Source organism: Streptomyces massasporeus, from assembly GCF_014648995.1.
Taxonomy (GTDB): Bacteria; Actinomycetota; Actinomycetes; order Streptomycetales; family Streptomycetaceae; genus Streptomyces; species Streptomyces massasporeus.
In genome coordinates, this window is the sequence record NZ_BMSE01000012.1 from 24,703 (window position 1) to 45,656 (window position 20,954).

The window sequence follows — 20,954 nt, forward strand, 5'->3', positions numbered from 1 at the left end:
GTGCCTAAGAACCTATGGGGATTGCTGGGGCATGCGCAAACTATTTTTTCGACGAGTTCGTGTCAGTCCTGATCTGTGTTCTCAGCGAGGGACTGGCCTGCGCAGATGGCCAGCACGTCGGCCCCGTAGCGGGTGAGCTTGCGCATCCCGACGCCCGGGATGCGGGCGAGCTCGCGCTCGTCGTCGGGGGCGGACTCGGCGATCGCCATCAGAGTGCGGTCCGTGAACACGCAGAAGGCGGGCTGGCCGCTGCTGCGTGCCTGGTCGGCGCGCCACTCGCGCAGCCGCTCGTACAGGCCCTCGTTCATGTCGGAGGGGCAGTCGTCGCAGCGCATCAGCTTCATCTCGCCCGCGTCGGTCAGCGTGCGGCCGCAGACTCGGCAGCGGGCGGGAACTCGCTGGGCCCGTCTCGGGGCGGACTCCCTGGTTCCGGGGATTCCGCGCTCGATTCCGCCCGCTCCGCCCGCGGTGGTGCGGCCCGTGGTGGCCGTCGAGCCGGGGCGCAGTCCGTCGAGGAAGCGACTGGGGCGGCGGTTGGGACGGCCCCCGGGTGAGCGGGAGAGCGCCCAGGAGACGCGGAGGTGTTCGCGCGCGCGGGTCACACCGACATAGAGGAGGCGGCGTTCCTCCTCGATCTGTTCGTCGGTCTTCGCGTAGGTGATCGGCATCATGCCCTCGGCCACGCCGACCAGGAAGACGACGTCCCACTCCAGGCCCTTGGCCGAGTGCAGGGAGGCGAGGGTGACGCCCTGCACGGTGGGGGCGTGCTGGGCGTTCGCCCGTTCGTCGAGTTCGGCGACGAGGTCGGCCAGGGTGGCGCCCGGTTTGGCGGCGGCGAAGTCCTGGGCGAGGTTCACCAGGGCGGCCAGGGACTCCCAGCGCTCTCGCACGGCGCCGGAGCCGGCCGGCGGCTGCGTCGTCCAGCCCTCTCCCGACAGCACGGCACGCACCTGGGAGGGGAGGTCGACGACGTCGTCGAGGAGGGAGTCGTTGCCGCCGAAGCGGGCCGCGCCGCGCAGGGCGATGCCCGCCTTGCGCACCTCCGGGCGGTCGAAGAACCGCTCGGCGCCGCGCAGCTGGTAGGGCACTCCGGCGTCGGCCAGGGCCTGCTCGTACGTCTCGGACTGCGCGTTCGTACGGAAGAGGATCGCGATCTCGGAGGCCGGGACCCCCGAGTCGATGAGCTCGCGGATCCGGCGCGCCGCGCCTTCCGCCTCGGCGGGCTCGTCGGTGTACTCGGCGTAGACGGGCTCGGGCCCCGCGGGGCGCTGGGAGACGAGCTCCAGGCGGTGGTCGGCGGCCCGGCCCCGGGCCTGGGCGAGCAGGCCGTTGGCGAGGTGGACGACCTGGGGGGTGGAGCGGTAGTCGCGGACCAGTTTGACGACCGTGGCACCGGGGTGGCGGGTGCGGAAGTCGAGCAGGTGGTCCGGGGTCGCCCCCGTGAAGGAGTAGATCGTCTGGCTTGCGTCCCCGACCACGCACAGGCTGTCGCGCTCGCCCAGCCACAGGTCGAGCAGGCGCTGCTGGAGAGGGCTGACGTCCTGGTACTCGTCGACCACGAAGTGCTGGTACTGGGCGCGGATCTGCTCGGCGATGTCGTGCCGGTCCTGCAGGACGGCCACGGTCAGCAGCAGCACGTCCTCGAAGTCGATGACGGACCGCTCACGCTTGACGTCCTCGTAGGCGGCGTAGAGCTGGGCGATCTCGGCGGGGTCGCGGGGCGACTCGCGGCCGGCCTTGGCTGCGGCTGGCGCGTAGTCGGCGGGGACGGTCTGGGTGACCTTGGACCATTCGATCTCGGCGGTGACGTCCCGCAGCTCGCCCCGGTCGAGACGGATGCGGCACGCGGCGGCCGCGTCGGCGACGAGCTGGATCTTGCGGTCGACGAGCCGGGGCATGGAGCCGCCGATCGCTTTCGGCCAGAAGTACTGGAGCTGACGCAGCGCGGCCGAGTGGAACGTGCGGGCCTGGACGCCCGCGGCGCCGAGCTGGCGCAGCCGGCCGCGCATCTCTCCGGCTGCGCGGTTGGTGAAGGTGACGGCGAGGACGCTGGAGGGGTGCAGGATGCCGGCGCGCACCCCGTAGGCGATGCGGTGGGTGATCGCCCGAGTCTTGCCCGTGCCCGCGCCCGCCAGGACGCACACCGGGCCGTGCAGGGCCGTCGCCACCTCGCGCTGCTCGGGGTCGAGCCCTTCGAGCACCGCGTCGGCGGAGTCCGGTACCTGCGGGAACAGGGTGGAGTGCGTTGCTGCTGTCACACGGCCATGCTGCCAGGTCGCGCGAGACGGCCGCGCAGGTTGTCCACAGGCGGGCACTGATAGTCGTACCAATGCGGCAGGCGTCACGTCGGGCCGGACCCGGGGCACGGGAATGGTGGACCTTTCACATACGTTCCCTCACTGCGACCACCCGCCCCGAGCCAACGAAGGAGCACGAGACACATGCTGGGCACTGTGACGATGTACAGCACCACGTGGTGCGGCTACTGCCGCCGGCTGAAGAGCCAGATGGACCGCGAGGGCATCGCGTACACCGAGATCAACATCGAGCAGGACCCGGAGTCCGCCGCGTTCGTGGAGAAGGCGAATGGCGGAAACCAGACGGTGCCCACCGTCCTGTTCCCGGACGGCTCGACGCTCACGAACCCGTCGCTGGCGCAGGTGAAGCAGAAGATCGGCGCCTAGTCGTCGCGTGCTCGTGCGGGGAAGGCGGCTCCTGAGGCAGCTCAGGGGCCGCCTTCTTCTCGTGGTCGGTCCCACACCATGAGGAGGCCGACTACCTCGCCGACGGGGCGCTGCCGGTAGGTGACGTTGCCGGGCACGCGCGTGTGCCCGCGAGCACGTTCGATCATCTCCGCGGAGCGGTCGACGCCCGTGACGGATGCCGACCGTTCCGCCGGCTTGCGGGCGAGCAGCCCGTCGCCGCAGCCCGCGTCCAGGGCCGTGCGGCAGCCGTCCGGGACGGCGGCCAGCACGGCCGGATGGTGATGGACGTTGTGGTTCCAGTACGGGTCGGTCACCGGCGGCGGCGTCAGGCGGCGCTCCGCGTCGGGAGCGGCTTGCCGTACCAGAGCTCGATCAGGCGGGCCGCGATCGAGATCCCGTAGGGCGGGAGCACCTCACCGGACTCGAAAGCGGCGCGCAGCTCCTCGCGGGAGAACCAGCGGGCCTCGTGGATCTCGTCACCGTCGACCTCGATCTCGGTCGAGGTGGCGCGGGCCATGAAGCCCAGCATGAGGCTGGACGGGAAGGGCCAGGGCTGACTGGCGACGTACTCGACCTGGCCGACGCTGATGCCGACCTCCTCCAGGACCTCACGGCGCACCGACTGCTCGATCGACTCACCGGGCTCGACGAAGCCGGCCAGCGTCGAGAAGCGGCCCTCGGGCCAGTGGACCTGGCGGCCGAGCAGGACGCGGTCGTCCTCGTCGGTCACGGCCATGATCACGGCGGGGTCCGTGCGCGGGTAGTGCTCCGCGCCGCAGGCCGGGCAGCGGCGGATGTGGCCGGCGGCGGCGATGACGGTGCGCTCGCCGCAGCGCGAGCAGAAGCGATGCGTGCGCTGCCAGTTCTCCAGGCCCACCGCGTGCACCATCAGGCCCACGTCGCGGGCCGACAGCAGCGCGCCCGCCTCGCGCAGACCCGCGGGGCGCGCGGACTGGTCCATGCGCCCGGGCAGGGAGTCCTTCTGCAGGGCGAAGTAGCTGACGCCGTCCTCGTCGTTGCCGAGGAAGTAGCGGTGTGCCTCGGTGAGAGGGGCCTCGAAGGACGGGGTCATGACGAGTTCGGTGCGCCCGTCCGCCGTCTCGTCGATGAGGACCTGTCCGCCGGAGACGACGAAGCAGCGCGTCGTCGGGTGGCTCCACGCCGCCGCGAGCCAGGCCTCGTCGAGCCGGTGGTGAGCGGCCCGGTCGATGCCGCTCGGGGCGGTGAGCGAGATGGGGCGGTCGGCGTTGGGGTCGGTCCAGGTGGTCACGGGTGCTTCCAACTCCCCGGTGGAACGGTCGGGTTCGGCGTGCGGTTCAGTGGGACGTGCGGTGGGAGGCGACCGTGTCCGGCGGGCTCGGGCGGTGCGGGGCGGCGCCTCCAGTGTGCCCCGCGCGTGTGCCCGGCCCGGACGGAACGGTGGGCTCAGGGTGCATGGCGCCAGTTCTCGGCGAGGTCACCCCACAGGTACGCGGTGGTCTCGACGCCCTTGAGGAGGAGGTCGAGTTCGACTTTCTCGTTCGGGGCGTGCCAGCCGTCCGAGGGGACGGAGATGCCCAGGAACAGCACCGGGGCGCCGAGGACGTCCTGGAGGTCCGCCGCAGGTCCGGAGCCGCCCTCGCGCGTGAAGCGGACCGGCTTCTCGAAGGCCCGGCCCATGGCGCGGGTGACCGATTCCAGAGCCGGGTGGTCCAGCGGCGTCAGGCACGGGCGCGTGGCGCCGCTGAACGTGATGTGGCAGCGGATCCCCGTCGGCACCTGCTGCTCGGCCCAGGCGCGGACGGCCTTCTCCACATGGCCGGGGTCCTGGCCCGCCACCAGGCGGAAGGACAGCTTCACCAGGGCGGAGGCGGGGATGATCGTCTTGCTGCCGGGGCCCTGGTAGCCGCCGCCGATGCCGTTGACCTCCGCGGTGGGGCGGGCCCAGATCCGCTCCAGGGTGGTGTAGCCGGCCTCCCCCTGGGCGGCGTACGACTTGGCCGTGCGCAGCCACTGCTGCTCGTCGAAGGGCAGTTCGGCGAGGAGTTCGCGCTCGCGGTCGGTGAGTTCGACCACGCCGTCGTAGAAGCCGGGGATCGCCACGCGTGCGTGCTCGTCGTGCAGGGCGGCGACCAGGCGGGCGGCGGCCGTCGCCGGGTTGGGCACCGCGCCGCCGAAGGACCCGGAGTGGATGTCCTGGTCGGGGCCGTGCAGGCGTATCTCGCACTCGGCGAGGCCGCGCATGCCGGTGCAGACCGTGGGGGTGTCCTCGGACCACATGCCGGTGTCGGAGACGATCACGGCGTCGGCGGTGAGCCGCTCGGCGTGCTGCTCGACCAGGGCCCGGAAGTGCGGGGAGCCGGACTCCTCCTCGCCCTCGACGATCAGCTTGAGGTGCACGGCCGGGGTGCTGCGGCCGGTGGCGGCGAGGTGGGCGCGGACGCCGAGGGTGTGGAAGAACACCTGGCCCTTGTCGTCGGCCGCCCCGCGCGCGTAGAGGCGGTTCCCGCGCACGACCGGCTCGAAGGGCTCGCTGTCCCAGCCGTCCTCCCGGGCGGCGGGCTGCACGTCGTGGTGGCCGTAGACCAGGACCGTGGGCGCCTGCGGGTCGTCACAGGGCCACTCGGCGAACACGGCGGGCGCTCCCGGGGTCTGCCAGACCTCGACCGTCGGGAAGCCGGTCTCCTTCAGCTTGGCGGCGAGCCAGTCGGCGCTGCGTCGTACGTCGGGCGCGTGGTCCGGCTGGGCGGACACCGACGGGATGCGCAGCCACTCGGTGAGGTCGTCGAGGAAGGCGGCGCGGTGCTGCTGGATGTACGTACGGACGACGCTGTCCGGGGTCTGGCTCATGGTCACGAGCCTATCGGCCCTCACCGACGTCCTCGGAGTGCGGTTCCTCACCGGGCGGCTCCTCGCTCAGCAGCCGCTCCAGCGCCGCCCGGTCCGGCAGGCCGTCGGGTCGGACGATCTCGCCGCTGCGTACGTACAGGAACGCGGCCGTGACGGACTCCGGGGGAACGCCCTGCTGCTCGGCCCACGCGATGCGGTAGACGGCGAGCTGGAGGGGGTCCGCGGTGCGTGCGCGGTGGGTCTTCCAGTCGACGATCTCGTAGGTCGCGCCCTCACCGTGGCCCACCTTGTAGACGGCGTCGATGCGGCCCCGTACGACGCGGCCGGCGAGGGCGAGCTGGAAGGGGGCCTCCACCCGGTAGGGCGTGCGGTGCGCGTACTCGGTCTGCTCGAAGGCCTCCTTGAGGGACTCCAGGTCCCGTTCGTCAGAGATCTCCGCTTCGCTGCCGGGCAGCTCCTCCGGCTCCAGCATGGGCAGCGTCAGCTCTTCGAAACGGGCCTCGACCCAGGCGTGGAAGCGGGTGCCGCGGCGGGCGGCCGGCTGGGGCGGCCGGGGCATGGGGCGGGCCAGCTCCTGGGCGAGGCCGTCCGGGTCGGCGGCCAGGAGCAGCAGCTGGGAGGCCGTGAGGGACGTGGGCAGGGGGACCTCGGTGACACTGTCGCGGGCGCGCAGGAACTCGCCGGTGAGGGCGTCGAGGTCGCGGTCCCAGGAGGCGATGGTGCGGGCTTCCTCCGGAGTGAGGTGCGGCCTGGGGTGTCGCCGCGGGACCTGGGGTTCCGGTGGTCCCGCCTGGTGGGGGACCGTGGGGCGGTTCGCCGCCGACCGTGTGTCCCTGTCCGCCGCCGACCGTGCGTGGCCGTCCGTCGCTGACCGTGCGTCCCCATCCTTCGCTGACCGTGCGTCCCCGTCCGCCGGTCCCTCTGCGTCCGTGAAGGCATCTCCGCCGGGGGCGTCTTCTTCGGAGGACGGTGCGCCGAGGGCGTCGTCGTGGAAGGCGTCTTCGTCGAAGTCGAACGGGTCCGGTTCGTCGTAGGGAGGCTCGTCGTCCTCGGGAGGCGGCGGCCACTCCGGGTCGTCGAGGGCGTCCGGGTCGTGCGCGGCCGGGGGGTGCCCGGCCTCTTCGGACGCGAGGTCCTCCAGGTGGGCCAGGACGGTCTCGGCGGCGGCGCGGCGGCGGGCCAGGGCCGCAGCGTCCAGGGGCAGGGGCCACACCTGGTCGGCCGCCCCCTGGTGCAGGGCCGGGTTTTCCTCGTCCTCGGCGGGTTCCTCCGCCCAGGCCTCGATCTCGCCGTACCCGGCTTCGCAATGCTCGTAGAGGGACTGGAGGAACGCGGACGGCCCCCGGCGCTTCTTCTGAGTGGGCCCCCACCAGTGGCCGGAGCCCAGGAGGAGGGAGCGGGGGCGGGTGAAGGTGACGTAGCCGAGGCGGAGTTCCTCGGTGTGCTGATGGTCCTTCATGGCCTCGTGGAAGGCCTTCAGGCCCTTGGCGTCCCAGGACGTCACGTCGGGCAGGGTGTCGGCGTCGCCGCGCAGCTCGTGCGGCAGGACCTTGCCCTGGGAGGTCCACTTCTCGCGGCCCTGGCTGCTGGGGAAGGTGCCGGTGACCAGGCCGGGGACGACCACGACGTCCCACTCCAGGCCCTTGGACTTGTGGGCGGTGAGCACCTTGACGGTGTTCTCGCCGCCGGGGAGAGCGTTGTCCAGGCCCTTCTCGTACTGGGCCGCGGTGCGCAAGAAGCCGAGGAAGGCGAGCAGGGACGCCTCGTTGTCGCCGGCGGCGAAGGAGGCGGCGACGTCCAGGAAGTTGGACAGGGTCTCGCGGCGGCGGGCGGCCAGGGCGTGCGGGGACGCCGACAGCTCCACCTCCAGGCCGGTGACGGCGAGGACGCGGTGCAGGACGTCCATCAGCGGGTCGGCCAGGGAGCGGCGCAGCTCGCGCAGTTCGGTGGCCAGCCGGGCGAAGCGCACGCGCGCGTCGGGCGAGAACGGCAGTCCGTCGTCGTCCCCGCGGCCGTCCAGTGGTGTTTCCAGGAACGTGTCGAGGGCGTCCGCGAGGGAGATCACCTCGGACGGGTCGACCCCTTCGACGGCTTCGGCGAGGCGGCGGTCCTGGTCGTCGTCGTCCGCCACGCGCGCGTGGGCCACGAGGAGCCGGGCACGCCGCCCCAGGAGGGCGAGGTCGCGCGGGCCGATGCGCCAGCGCGGGCCGGTGAGCAGGCGCACCAGGGCGGCGTTGGCGCCGGGGTCCTGGAGGACCTCGCAGACGGCGACGAGGTCGGCGATCTCGGGCAGGTGCAGCAGCCCGGACAGGCCGACGACCTCGACCGGGATGTCCCGGGCGACCAGGGCGCCCTGGATCTCGGCGAAGTCGGTCGCGGTGCGGCACAGAACGGCGATCTCGCCGGGCGCGGTTCCGGTCCGGACGAGATGGGCCACGGAGTCGGCGGCCCAGCCGATCTCCTCGGCGTGGGTGGGCAGCAGAGCGCAGCGGACCATCCCGTCGCGTTCGGCGCCGGGGGCCGGGCGGAGAGCCTCCACGCCCGCGTGGAGGGCGCGCAGGGGCTCCGCCAGACCGTTGGCGAGGTCCAGGAGGCGGCCGCCGCTGCGGCGGTTCTCGCTGAGGGCCTGGCGGCTCGCGGGCCGGCCGTCGGCGTGGGCGAAGTGTTCGGGGAAGTCGTCGAGGTTGGCGACGGAGGCGCCGCGCCAGCCGTAGATCGCCTGGCAGGGGTCGCCGACGGCGGTGACGGGGTGGCCGGTGCCCTCGCCGAACAGGCCGGCCAGGAGGACGCGTTGGGCGACCGACGTGTCCTGGTACTCGTCGAGCAGGACCACGCGGAACTCGTCGCGCAGGACCTGGCCCACTTCGGGGGTCCCGGCGAGCCTGGCCGACAGGGCGATCTGGTCGCCGAAGTCGAGCAGGTCCCGCTCGCGCTTGGCGGTCCGGTAGCGGGTGACCAGCTCGGCGAGTTCGCGCCGGGCGGCCGCGGCGTCGGGGACCTTGCGCAGGTCGGCGTTGCTGAGCTTGGCGCTTCGCAGGGTCAGCAGCAGTTCGGCGTCGTAGGCGCGCAGTGCCTCCGGGCGCACGAGGTGCTCGGAGAGTTCGGAGTCGAGGGCGAGGAGGTCGCCGACGAGGTCCGGGAAGGAACGGGTCAGGGCCGGGTAGGGCCCGGGGGCCTCGCGCAGGACACGCGCGGCGAGCTGGAAGCGGGTGGCGTCGGCGAGCAGCCGGGACGTCGGCTCGAGACCGATGCGCAGGCCGTGGTCGGTCAGCAGGCGGCCCGCGAACGCGTGGTAGGTGGAGATCACCGGCTCGCCCGGCGGGTTGTCCGGGTCGATGGCGTCCGGGTCGGTGACGCCGGCCTTGACCAGCGCCTTGCGGACGCGCTCGGCGAGTTCGGCGGCGGCCTTGTTGGTGAAGGTGAGGCCGAGCACCTGCTCGGGGGCGACCTGGCCGGTGCCGACGAGCCACACCACGCGTGCCGCCATCACCGTTGTCTTGCCCGAGCCGGCTCCGGCCACGATCACCTGCGGGGCGGGCGGCGCGGTGATGCACGCCGTCTGCTCCGGGGTGAACGGGATGCCGAGGAGCTCCTTGAGCTGTTCGGGATCGGAGATACGGGCGGGCACATCGAAAGGCTAGCGGCGGCCACTGACAGCGGTGACCGGACCGGCCTCAGGAGGAGGAAGAAGCGCAGGTCAGCACACGTGGTGCGATACCTCACTCCAAGACTGCTCACGCCACGGCTGCTGACTCCATGACTGCTGGCTCCGAGACTGCTGAGTCCAGGACTTCTCACTCACCACGACAGCTCACTCCACGACGTGACGCCCCTCCTGCCGCGCGCTGCACGAGGCTCGGAACGCGCAGTGCGTGCAGTGCTGCCCGGCGGTCGGCGTGAACCTCTCGTCGAGGACCTTGCCTGCGGCGGTGGCGAGCAGGTCGCCGACCCACTCCCCCTCCAGCGGCTCCTGGGCCTGCACCTTGGGCAGGCTCTCGCCGCCGTCGCGCTTGGCGGCCCCCTGACGGAGGTGGACGAGTTCGGCGCCGCCCGGCTCGGGGCGTACGCCGTCGAAGGCCTCGTCGACGGCGCCCTCGCGGACGGCCAGCTGGTAGACGGCGAGCTGTGGGTGGCGCTCCACCTCCTTGGAACTGGGCGCCTGCTTGCCGGTCTTGAAGTCGACCACATAGGCGCGGCCGTCGCCGTCCGCCTCGACCCGGTCCATCTGGCCGCGGATGCGCACCTGGTAGTCGCCCGCTTCGAGGGTGACGTCGAAGTCGTGCTCGCTGGCCACCGGGGTCCGCCCGGTGCGGTTCGTCACGTGCCACTGCAGGAACCGTTCGAGGGCCACGCGCGCGTTGTCCTTCTCCTGGGCCGACTTCCACGGCGCGTCGAAGGCCAGCGCGTTCCACACGGAGTCGAGGCGTTCCATGAGGACGGTGAGGTCGGCCGGGGTGTGCCCGGAGGCGACCTCGTCGGCGAGGACGTGCACCACGTTGCCGAAGCCCTGGGCGACGGTCGCGGGCGCGTCGGCCTTCACCTCACGGCCGAGGAACCACTGGAGGGCGCAGGTGTTGGCCAGTTGGTCGAGGGCGCTGCCGGAGAGCACCACGGGCTGGTCGCGATCGCGCAGCGGCACCTTGGACTCGGTGGGTTCGAACATGCCCCACCAGCGGTAGGGGTGCGCGGACGGCACCAGGGGGCGGCCGTCCTCGTCGGCGAGGGCGGCGAGCCGGGCCAGGCGGCGGGCGGCGGCCTCCCGGAGGACGTCGGAGACGCGCGGGTCGACCGTGGTGGCGCGCAGTTCGGCCACGAGCGCGGCGACGGACAGCGGTCGGCGGGGGCGTCCGGTGACGTCCTTGGGTTCGACGCCGAGTTCGGTCAGGAAGCGCGAGGGCTGGTCGCCGTCGTCCGCGGGGGCCTTGACCGCGGTGACGACGAGGCGTTCACGCGCGCGTGTGGCGGCCACGTAGAAGAGGCGGCGCTCCTCGGCGAGCAGCGCGCCGGGGGTGAGGGGTTCGGCGAGTCCGTCGCGGCCGATGCGGTCGGCCTCCAGGAGGGAGCCGCGGCGGCGCAGGTCCGGCCACAGGCCCTCCTGGACGCCCGCGACGACCACGAGGCGCCACTCCAGTCCCTTGGAGCGGTGCGCTGTCATCAGGCGGACGGCGGCGGGGCGTACGGCTCGCCTGGTGAGGGTGTCGGCGGCGATGTCCTCGGCGTCGATCTCCGCCAGGAAGTTCAGGGTGCCCCGGCCTCCGGTGCGTTCCTCGGCGCGGGCGGCGGTGGCGAAGAGGGCGCAGACGGCGTCCAGGTCGCGGTCCGCGTTGCGCCCGGCGGCGCCGCCCCGGCGGGCTGCCCGTTCCAGGCGCGTGGGCCATGGCGTGCCTTCCCACAGGTCCCACAGCGCCTCCTCGGCCGTGCCGCCGCCGGCGAGGCGTTCGCGGGCCTTGTGCAGCAGCGCGCCGAGGCGCTGGGCGCCACGCGCGTACGTGGGGTCGTGCACGACGAGGCGCTCCGGCTCGGCGAGCGCTTGGGCGAGCAGCACGTCGGAGGGCGGCGGCAGCGGGTTGCCGGCGGCCCTCTCCTCGTCGCGCAGGGCGCGGCCGAGGCGGCGCAGGTCGGCGGCGTCCATGCTCGCGAGGGGCGAGGTCAGGAGGGAGAGGGCGGTTTCGGTGTCGAGCCAGCAGGCGTCCTGCGGCGCGGCGGGAGCGGCCTCGGAGGAGGGCCCTGTGGCCTCGGACTCCCCATTCCGAACCTCCCCGGAGGAGGACCCCGCGGCCCCGGACTCCCCAGACCGAACATCCCCGGAGGAAGACCCCGCGGCCCCGGACTCCCCAGACCGAACATCCCCGGAGGAGGACCCCCCGGCCCCGGACTCCCGCTGCTCGGGAGACCCCGCCTCCGCCGCGGCCACCGCCCGCAGTGCCGTCAGCAGCGGTGCCACCGCCGGTTCGTGCCGCAGTGGCACGTCGTCACCGTCGACGTCCACGGGGACGCCCGCCGCCGTGAGGGCGCGGCGGAGCATCGGGATGGTGCGGGAGCCGGCGCGCACAAGGACGGCCATGTCGCTCCAGGGGACGCCGTCCTCCAGGTGGGCCCTGCGGAGGATGTCGGCGATGTTGTCCAGCTCCGTCCCGGACGTCGGGTAGGTGTACGCCTCGACGCGGCCGCCGTCCCGTACGGGGGAGAGTTCGCGGTGGGCGCGCACCTTCTCGGCGGGCAGGCGGGTCAGCGGCATGCGCTGGGTGAGCAGCCGGGTGGCGGCCAGCAGGCCGGCGCCGGAGCGGCGGGACGTTCGCAGCACGGAGACCGGGGCCGGGCGGCCGTCCACGCGGGGGAAGGCGTGCGGGAAGTCCAGGATGCCGTTGACGTCGGCGCCGCGGAACGCGTAGATCGACTGGTCGGGATCGCCGAAGGCCACGAGCGTGCGGCCACCGCCGGCCAGGGCGTCCAGCAGTCGTACCTGAGCGGGATCCGTGTCCTGGTACTCGTCGACGTAGACGGCGTCGTACCGGGCGGCGAGCCACGCCGCGACCTCGGGGCGGCGGGCGAGGAGCACCGCGCGGTGGACGAGTTCCGCATAGTCGATCACGCCCTGCAGGTCGAGCACGTCGAGGTACTCGGCGAGGAAGGCGGCCGCGGCGCGCCAGTCGGGCCGTCCCGTGCGGCGGGCGAAGGCGTCCAGGGCGTCGGGGCCGAGGCCCAGTTCACGGCTGCGGGCGAGGACCGCGCGGACCTCGTCGGCGAAACCGCGGGTGGTCAGGCAGGCGCGCAGTTCGTCCGGCCAGCGCACATGGGCGAGTCCGAGTCGTTCCAGATCGACCTGGCCCGCGAGCAGCTCCCGTACCGAGACGTCCTGCTCGGGACCGGACAGCAGGCGCAGCGGTTCGACGAACAGGTCGTTGTCCTGGTGGGCGCGGACCAGGGCGTAGCAGAACGAGTGAAAGGTGGTCGCCTGGGGGGCGCGGGCCGCGCCGGCCCGCCGGGCCATGCGGTCGCGCAGCTCGACGGCGGCCTTGCGGCTGAACGTGAGGACCAGGATGCGCTCGGGATCCACGCCCCGGGCGACGCGTTCGGCCACCGACTCGACGAGCGTGGTGGTCTTGCCGGTGCCCGGACCTGCGAGGACGAGCAGCGGGCCCCGCGTGTGGTCAACCACGGAGCGCTGCGAGGCGTCCAAAAGAGGGGGGTCCACCCGAGCAGGAGGGGTACGTACCAGTCGGTAAGCGCCACGGCTCCCCCGTCGCACCCGGGGGTGCGACAGGCCGCTGGTGAAGGAAGAGGAGCTCACGTGGTTCGCCGGTTCTGGTGGAAGTGCTGGTTGGCGGGCCACCGCGGGTGGCGGGCGGTGACCGCGGGGTGACGGGGGCACGCGCAGCCGACGCTACGCCGACGGACGAGGCGGAAGCAGGGCTTCCCCTTCTTCCCGCCGGCCACTCTCGGCACTCGTGGCACTCATGCCCCTCGCCTCACGAACGTACGTCATGCCCCCGGTGTGCCCCGATTCCCCCGTACGGATCACGCGTCACACGACAGGCGGTCCGATGGCGGAAGCTGTCAGGTGTGACCCTCCGCGCGATCGCCGCCGTCCCACCGCGCCCGTCTCATGTCGATGCGCGGCAGGTGGCCCTCGGCGGCGCGGCTCGCCTCCTTCAGGGGCGTGCCCTCCGCCCGGTAGTGGCCGAGCGCCCGCTGTTCGTGCCCGGGCAGCAGGACGCCGTCCGCGCGGACGACCCGCCACCAGGGAGCGGCTCCCCCGTAGAGCGCCATCACACGGCCCACCTGCCGCGGGCCCCCCTGTTCCAGCCACTCGGCGACGTCCCCGTAGGTCATGACACGACCCGGCGGAATCAGTTCGGCGACGTCGAGGACCTGCTCGGCGTACTCGGGCAGCGCTTGCGCGGGCCCGTCCTCGTACCGGCCCCCCTCAGGGCTCTGCTCACTCATCCGCCCCATCCTGCCCCACCCCACCGACAACGGGCCGGGCGTGCTCCGGAGCGTTTCCGTCACCCGGCAGGGGCACATCGGGCAGACTGTCCGCCCCCGCATGTGCACCCTGATTGCCCCGTGTGCCGGTGCGGCATGCCACCATCGTGCGGGCGGTGATCGGTGATACGAGACCAAGAAGAGACGATGAAGCAGCAGGGTGCGCACCCCGAGGACACGGAGGGCACCTCTGACGCTTCGTCGCGCCCGGGCACTCCGGACAACGGTCCGAAGGGGGCCGCGAAGAAGTCCAGGGCGGCCGCCGAGGAGCCCGACTTCGCCCACATCGACGAGGTGGAGGGCGACGAACCGCTGCTCCCCGCGCGCGTGCACCGCCCGTCCGACCTGATGCGCCTGCTGGTGGGCGTACTCGCCGTCGCGGTCCTGATCGGGATCGCCGCCTTCGCGCACGGCACCACCTCGGGCCTCGAACAGGACATCAACAAGGGCACCGGGCAGGCACCCGATCTCCTCATCAAGATCGCGGGGCTGGCCTCCAGCATCGCGATCCTGCTGGTACCGGTCGCCTTCGCCATCGAGCGGCTGATCAAGCGGGACGGGCTGCGCATCGCCGACGGCGTGCTCGCGGCGGTCCTCGCGCACGGTGTGACCCTCGCCACGGACCTGTGGGTGGCCCGGGCCGCCCCCGATTCGATCCAGGAGGCGCTCACCCAGCCCTCCCCGGGCGACATCCACGCGCTGACCGATCCCGTGCACGGATATCTGGCCCCGGTCATCGCCTACATGACGGCCGTCGGCATGTCGCGCAGACCGAGATGGCGCGCGGTGCTGTGGGTCGTGCTGCTTCTCGACGCCTTCTCGATGCTCGTCACCGGGTACACGACCCCGTTCTCGATCATCCTGACCGTGCTGATCGGCTGGACCGTGGCCTACGGGACCCTGTACGCGGTCGGCTCGCCCAATGTCCGGCCCACCGGGCAGACGCTGATGGCCGGCCTGCGGACCGTCGGGTTCCGCCCGGTCAGCGCCTCACGCGAGGACACCTCGGACAATCCGGACACCGGGGACCGGGGCCGCCGCTACTTCGTCACGCTGGAGGACGGCCCGCCGCTGGACGTGACGGTCGTCGACCGGGAGCAGCAGGCCCAGGGCTTCTTCTACCGCGCCTGGCGCAACCTGACCCTGCGCGGCTTCGCCACCCGCAGCAGCCTCCAGTCGCTGCGCCAGGCCCTGGAGCAGGAGGCCCTGCTCGCGTACGCGGCCATCGCGGCCGGGGCCAACGCGCCCAAGCTGATCGCCACCTCCGAGCTCGGCCCCGACGCGGTGATGCTCGTCTACGAGCACAGCGGCGGGCGCACCCTCGACTCGCTGCCGGACGAGGAGATCACCGACAGCCTGCTGCGCGACACCTGGCGCCAGGTGAAGGCCCTGCAGTCGCGGCGCATCGCGCATCGCAGGCTGGTGGGCGACGCGATTCTGGTGGATCGTTCCGGCAAGGTGATCCTCACCGACCTGCGCGTCGGCGAGATCGCGGCCGGCGATCTGCTGCTGCGCATGGACACCTCCCAGCTGCTGGTGACCCTCGGCCTGCGGGTCGGCGCCGAGCGCACGGTGGCCTCGGCGGTGGGGGTGCTCGGACCCGACGCGGTGGCGGACTGCCTGCCGATGCTCCAGCCCATCGCCCTCAGCCGCTCCACGCGCGCGACGCTGCGCAGGCTGGCCCGCGAGCGGGCACAGCGCGAACGCGAGGCGGTCCTGGAGGCGTCCGGGCAGGCCAAGCAGGCCCGCCTGGAAGAGAACGCGGACGACTCGCCCGTCGTCCTGGAGAAGCCCGACAAGAAGGCCGTACGGGCGGAGCAGCGGGCCGAGAAGCGGGCGATCGACGAGGCCCTGGAAGAAGCCCGCGAGGAGGACCTGCTCACGCAGATCCGGCACGCGGTGCTGCGGATCAGGCCGCAGGCGCCCGTCGAGCCGGCCCGGCTGGAGCGGGTGCGGCCGCGCACACTGATCAGTTTCATCGCCGGCGCGATCGGCGCGTACTTCCTGCTGACGCAGCTCACGCACATCGAGTTCGGGCCGCTCATCGCCAACGCCGAGTGGGGCTGGGTCGCCGCGGCCGTGCTCTTCTCGATGTGCAGCTACGTCGCGGCGGCGATGGCGTTGCTGGGGTTCGTGCCCGAGCGGGTGCCGTTCGTGCGGACCGTGGCGGCGCAGGTCGCCGGGTCGTTCGTGAAGATCGTCGCCCCGGCGGCGGTGGGCGGGGTCGCCCTGAACACGCGCTTCCTGCAGCGCGCGGGAGTGCGTCCGGGGCTCGCGGTGGCGAGTGTCGGCGCCTCGCAGTTGTTCGGGCTCGGCTGCCACATCCTGATGCTGCTGTCCTTCGGCTATCTGACCGGCACCGAGAAGACGCCGTCCCTGTCGCCCTCCCGGACGGTCATCGCCGGGCTGCTCACGGTGGCCGTGCTGGTGCTCGTGGTGACGTCGGTGCCGTTCCTGCGCAAGTTCGTCGTCACGCGCGTGCGGTCGCTGTTCGCGGGTGTCGTGCCGCGCATGCTGGACGTGCTTCAGCGGCCGCAGAAGCTGGTCACCGGCATCGGCGGCATGCTGCTGCTGACCGCCTGCTTCGTCATGTGCCTGGACGCGTCGATCCGCGCGTTCGGCGACGAGTCCACGTCGATCAGCATCGCCAGCGTCGCCGTCGTCTTCCTCGCGGGCAACGCCCTGGGGTCAGCGGCGCCGACACCGGGCGGTGTGGGCGCGGTCGAGGCGACCCTGACGGTCGGTCTGATCGCCGTCGGGCTGCCGAAGGAGGTCGCGGCGCCGGCGGTCCTGCTGTTCCGCCTGTTGACGCTGTGGCTGCCGGTGCTGCCGGGCTGGCTGGCCTTCAACCATCTCTCGCGCAAGCAGGCCCTCTGACCCGAGCGGGCGGGAAGCAGGGCCTCCCCTGCCCCTCCTACCTCATACGGCACGCGTCCCGCGCGCCCCGTTCGCTGCCGCCGCAGGATGGAACCATGCCATCCCTCCTCCGGCTGCGCGCCGCCGCCCTGACCGCCTCCGCCGTGCTGTTGTCCACCGTGCTGGCGGGTTGCGGCGACGACGCCAAGGACGAGGACCTCACGCGGCAGGACTTGAGCTGGAAGGCCTGCCCGGCCCCGGACGCGGCCCAGGGCGGTGGCACCTCGCCCTCTCCCCTGCCGGACGACGGTGAGTGGCAGTGCGCGACCATGAAGGCCCCGCTCGACTGGGGCGACCCGAAGGGCGACACGATCGGCCTGGAGCTGATCCGGGTCAGGACGACCGGCGCGCAGAACGCCCGCATCGGTTCGCTCATCTTCAACTTCGGCGGCCCCGGCGGCTCGGGCGTCACCTCGCTGCCCGCCTTCGCGGAGGGCTACGAGAAGCTGCGCACCCGCTACGACCTGGTCAGCTTCGACCCACGCGGGGTCGGCCGCAGCGACCCCGTGCTCTGCGAGAACGACCAGCAGCTCGACGCCTACTTCCAGCAGGACGCCACCCCCGACGACGCCGCCGAGCGCACGCAGCTCGTGGACAACACCAAGGAGTTCAACAACGCCTGCGAGGACAACTCGGAGAAGGTCCTGCCGCACGTGCGCACCACCGACGCGGCCCGCGATCTGGACCTGATGCGCCAGGTCCTCGGCGACGACAAGCTGTACTACTTCGGCATCTCCTACGGCACCGAGCTGGGCGGCGTCTACGCCCACCTGTTCCCGAAGCGGGTCGGCAGAGCCCTGTTCGACGCCGTCGTCGACCCCACACAGGACCCCGAACAGGGGTCGCTGGGGCAGGCCAAGGGCTTCCAGCTCGCACTCGACAACTTCGCCGAGGACTGCGTGTCGCAGGCCGAGGAGTGCCCGATCGGCGACAGTGCCCAGGACGTGAAGGACCGTATCGCCAGACTGCTCGACGAGCTCGACCGCACTCCGATCCAGGGGATCTTCCCGCGCCAGCTGACCCAGACCGCGGCGACCAGCGGCATCGCACAGGCGCTGTACTCGAAGGACTTCTGGGAGTACCTCACCGAGGGCCTGGAGCAGGCGTACGACGGCGACGGCAGGATCCTGCTGTCGCTGGCCGACTCGATGAACGGTCGCAGCGAGAACGGCGAGTACAGCAACATCACCCCCGCCAACGTCGCCATCAACTGCGCCGACGACAAACCCCGCTACGACACCGCTTACGTCGAGCGGAAGCTGCCCGAGTTCCGGGCCGCGTCCGACCTGTTCGGCGACTACCTGGCGTGGTCCATGCTCAGCTGCACCGACTGGGCCGTGCCGGGGGCCGCCGACCACCCGGACGTCAGCGCTCCGGGCTCGGCGCCCATCCTGGTCGTCGGCAACACCGGCGACCCGGCCACGCCGTACGAGGGCGCGCGGGCCATGGTGAACGCGCTGGGCAAGGGCGTCGGCGTCGAGCTGACGTACCGGGGCCAGGGGCATGGCGCCTACGACAGCAAGAACAAGTGCGTGCAGGGGGCGGTGGACGGCTATCTGCTGGACGGGAAGGTGCCGCCGGCGGGGACCGTCTGCTCCTGACACCTGCAACGGTCTCGACGAACCCGCAGGTCAGAAGGTTATCCACAGGCCGAAACGGTCGGCGCGGGATCTGCCTACCATGGCCTGACCGCCATCCGCGGCACGGAGCGGACGGCCTGCGAGGGGGATGGGCAATGACGCGCTTGGTTCGGTGGACCGCTCTGGCGGCCGCCTCGGCCCTGCTGGCCGCCGGTTGCAGCGGCGGTTCGTCCGACGACGACAAGAGCGGGCTCTCCTGGGGCCGTTGCAAGGCGACCGCCGACGGCCCCGCGCCGAGCAGTGAATGGCAGTGCGCGACAGTGAAGGTGCCGCTGGACTGGTCGAAGCCGGACGGCGAGACCATCGGCCTGGGTCTGATCCGCGCCAAGGCCCGCGGCGGCGACCGCCTCGGGTCCCTGCTGTTCAACTTCGGCGGCCCGGGCGCCTCGGGTGTGTCCATGATGCCGTCGTACGCCCCGACCGTCTCCTCGCTCCGCGAGCGATACGACCTGGTGAGCTGGGACCCGCGCGGCGTGGGCGCCAGCGAGGGCGTGCGCTGCCGCGGCGACAAGGAGATCCAGGCCGCCGAGTCGGTGGACGTCACCCCGGACACCCCCGCCGAGGAGAAGGCGTACGTCGAGGACGCCGCCGACTTCGGCAAGGGCTGCCAGAAGGACGCCGGGAAGCTGATGGCCCACGTCTCGACCGCCGACTCGGCGCGCGACATGGACCGCATCCGAGAGGTCCTCGGCGACGACAGGATGAACTACTTCGGCATCTCCTACGGCACCGAACTGGGCGGCACCTATGCCCACCTCTTCCCGAAGAAGGTGGGGCGCGTGACGCTGGACGCGGTCGTCGACCCCACCGCCGACACCGTGGGCCACGCCCAGAACCAGGCCAGGGGCTTCCAGCGCGCGCTGAACGGCTATCTCAGGTCCACGGGCCAGGACCCCGAGGACGGCACGCGCAAGATCGCGGACCTGCTCCAGCGCATCGACGCCCGCCCCCTGGCGACCGGGGCGCCGGGGCGGAAGCTGACCCAGACCCTCGCGGTCACCGGCATCATCCTGCCGCTGTACAGCAAGGACAGCTGGCCGACCCTGACGAGCGCCCTGAAGGCGGCGGAGGCAGGGGACGGCTCGGAGTTGCTGGTCCTCGCCGACCGCTACAACGAACGCGACCCGTCGGGGCGCTACGGCACGACGACCCACTCCCAGCGGGTCATATCGTGCCTGGACGACAGGCAGCGGCCCACGGTGGCCGAGACGAAGAAGCTGCTGCCTCGATTCGAGAGGATCTCCCCGGTCTTCGGGAGGTTCCTCGGCTGGGACACGGCCGGCTGGTGCCACGACTGGCCGGTGCCCGGACAGCACGACACCCCGGAGGTGAGCGCCCCCGACGCGGCACCGGTCCTGGTCGTCGGCAACACCGGCGACCCGGCCACGCCGTACGAGGGCGCGCTGAGGATGGCCGGCGAGCTGGGCAAGGGCGTCGGGGTGCTGCTCACCTGGCGGGGCGAGGGGCATGGCGCCTACGGCAGCGGGAGCAACTGCGTGGACTCCGCGGTGGACGCGTATCTGCTGGACGGCTCGGTGCCGAAGAACGGCAAGGTCTGCTCATGACGACGGCGGGGGCTTCGCGCACTCGTGGTGCCCGAAGCCCCCGCCGCTGGGAAAGCGAGGCCGGATACGGCTCAGTGGACCGGCTCGGCCCAGTGCACCGGTACGGCTCAGTACACCGGCTTGGACGGCTCGATCTGGTTGACCCAGCCGATCACGCCACCACCGACGTGCACCGCGTCCGAGAAGCCCGCGGACTTCAGGACCGCGAGGACTTCCGCACTGCGGACACCCGTCTTGCAATGCAGGACGATCTTCTTGTCCTGCGGGAGGCTCTCCAGGGCGGTGCCCATGAGGAACTCGTTCTTCGGGATCAGCCGGGCGCCCGGGATGGAGACGATCTCGTACTCGTTCGGCTCGCGGACGTCGATGATGTCGATGCTCTCGCCGTCGTCGATCCACTCCTTGAGCTGCTTGGGAGTGATCGTGGAGTCGGCGGCCGCCGCCTGGGCCTCTTCGGAGACGACGCCACAGAAGGCCTCGTAGTCGATGAGCTCGGTGACGGTCGGGTTCTCGCCGCAGACCGCGCAGTTCGGGTCCTTGCGGACCTTGACCTGGCGGTACTGCATCTCCAGGGCGTCGTAGATCATCAGCCGGCCGACCAGCGGGTCGCCGATGCCGGCGAGGAGCTTGATGGCCTCGTTGACCTGAATGGAGCCGATGGACGCGCAGAGCACGCCCAGGACGCCGCCCTCGGCGCAGGAGGGGACCATGCCGGGGGGCGGGGGCTCCGGGTAGAGGCAGCGGTAGCAGGGCCCGTGCTCGGACCAGAAGACGGACGCCTGGCCGTCGAAGCGGTAGATCGAGCCCCAGACGTACGGCTTGTTCAGCAGCACGCACGCGTCGTTGACCAGGTAGCGGGTCGCGAAGTTGTCCGTACCGTCGACGATCAGGTCGTACTGGCTGAAGATGTCCATCACGTTGTCGGCCTCGAGCCGCTCCTCGTGAAGGATCACGTTCACGTACGGGTTGATGCCCTTGACGCTGTCGCGGGCGGACTCGGCCTTCGGGCGGCCGATGTCGGCCTGGCTGTGGATGATCTGGCGCTGCAGGTTCGACTCGTCGACCTCGTCGAACTCCACGATGCCGAGGGTGCCGACGCCCGCGGCGGCCAGGTACATCAGCGCCGGCGAGCCCAGGCCGCCGGCGCCCACACACAGCACCTTGGCGTTCTTCAGCCGCTTCTGCCCGTCCATCCCCACGTCGGGGATGATCAGGTGGCGGGAGTACCTGCGGACCTCGTCTACGGTGAGCTCGGAAGCCGGCTCGACCAGGGGTGGCAGCGACACGGGGACTCCGTTGGTCGGTCAATCACT

12 protein-coding genes are annotated in these 20,954 nt (G+C 72.2%); 4 read left to right on the top strand and 8 right to left on the bottom strand.

Going from position 1 to position 20,954, the window contains the following annotated elements; translation table 11 throughout:
• Window positions 1-62 precede the first annotated feature (62 nt).
• A complete protein-coding gene (locus IE153_RS24775) occupies window positions 63-2,258 on the bottom strand; it encodes an ATP-dependent DNA helicase UvrD2 (protein ID WP_189592033.1) in 2,196 nt (731 codons plus the stop codon).
• Between the two features lie 183 nt (window positions 2,259-2,441).
• Here IE153_RS24775 and IE153_RS24780 point away from each other — a divergent pair, with 183 nt between their 5' ends.
• On the top strand, window positions 2,442-2,684 hold the full coding sequence (locus IE153_RS24780) for a mycoredoxin (protein WP_003992805.1): 243 nt from the start codon (window positions 2,442-2,444) through the stop codon (window positions 2,682-2,684).
• A gap of 41 nt (window positions 2,685-2,725) precedes the next feature.
• Here the strand turns inward: IE153_RS24780 and IE153_RS42400 are convergent, their stop codons facing one another.
• From IE153_RS42400 to IE153_RS24810, 6 genes are all read right to left on the bottom strand, one after another.
• Window positions 2,726-3,019, bottom strand: coding sequence for a class I SAM-dependent methyltransferase (locus tag IE153_RS42400; RefSeq protein ID WP_189592034.1), 294 nt, complete (start codon window positions 3,017-3,019; stop codon window positions 2,726-2,728).
• Between the two features lie 11 nt (window positions 3,020-3,030).
• Window positions 3,031-3,975, bottom strand: coding sequence for an NAD(+) diphosphatase (gene nudC, locus IE153_RS24790; protein WP_031108230.1), 945 nt, complete (start codon window positions 3,973-3,975; stop codon window positions 3,031-3,033).
• 155 nt (window positions 3,976-4,130) lie between these two features.
• Window positions 4,131-5,534 carry a dipeptidase gene (locus IE153_RS24795; RefSeq protein ID WP_189592036.1) on the bottom strand — a complete coding sequence of 468 codons (1,404 nt, stop codon included), beginning with the start codon at window positions 5,532-5,534 and terminating at the stop codon, window positions 4,131-4,133.
• Between the two features lie 10 nt (window positions 5,535-5,544).
• Window positions 5,545-9,162 (bottom strand): ATP-dependent DNA helicase, encoded by a 3,618-nt coding sequence (locus IE153_RS24800; protein ID WP_189592037.1) that lies wholly within the window; start codon window positions 9,160-9,162, stop codon window positions 5,545-5,547.
• Window positions 9,163-9,345: 183 nt separating this feature from the next.
• Window positions 9,346-12,825, bottom strand: coding sequence for an ATP-dependent helicase (locus IE153_RS24805; protein ID WP_189592038.1), 3,480 nt, complete (start codon window positions 12,823-12,825; stop codon window positions 9,346-9,348).
• Window positions 12,826-13,091: 266 nt separating this feature from the next.
• On the bottom strand, window positions 13,092-13,481 hold the full coding sequence (locus tag IE153_RS24810; RefSeq protein ID WP_229829154.1) for an MGMT family protein: 390 nt from the start codon (window positions 13,479-13,481) through the stop codon (window positions 13,092-13,094).
• Window positions 13,482-13,667: 186 nt separating this feature from the next.
• Between IE153_RS24810 and IE153_RS24815 the strand changes: the two genes are divergently transcribed.
• From IE153_RS24815 to IE153_RS24825, 3 genes are all read left to right on the top strand, one after another.
• A complete protein-coding gene (locus IE153_RS24815; RefSeq protein WP_189592040.1) occupies window positions 13,668-16,397 on the top strand; it encodes a lysylphosphatidylglycerol synthase domain-containing protein in 2,730 nt (909 codons plus the stop codon).
• A gap of 95 nt (window positions 16,398-16,492) precedes the next feature.
• Complete coding sequence (locus IE153_RS24820; protein ID WP_189592041.1) at window positions 16,493-18,037, top strand: alpha/beta hydrolase; 1,545 nt, start codon at window positions 16,493-16,495, stop codon at window positions 18,035-18,037.
• Between the two features lie 134 nt (window positions 18,038-18,171).
• Window positions 18,172-19,641: an alpha/beta hydrolase gene (locus tag IE153_RS24825; protein ID WP_189592042.1), complete on the top strand. Its 1,470-nt coding sequence runs from the start codon at window positions 18,172-18,174 to the stop codon at window positions 19,639-19,641.
• Window positions 19,642-19,748: 107 nt separating this feature from the next.
• Here IE153_RS24825 and moeZ read toward each other — a convergent pair whose 3' ends face one another.
• The gene (gene moeZ / locus IE153_RS24830) at window positions 19,749-20,927 is read right to left on the bottom strand and encodes an adenylyltransferase/sulfurtransferase MoeZ (RefSeq protein ID WP_031112256.1); all 1,179 of its coding nucleotides are present in this window, start codon (window positions 20,925-20,927) and stop codon (window positions 19,749-19,751) included.
• Between the last annotated feature and the right edge of the window lie 27 nt (window positions 20,928-20,954).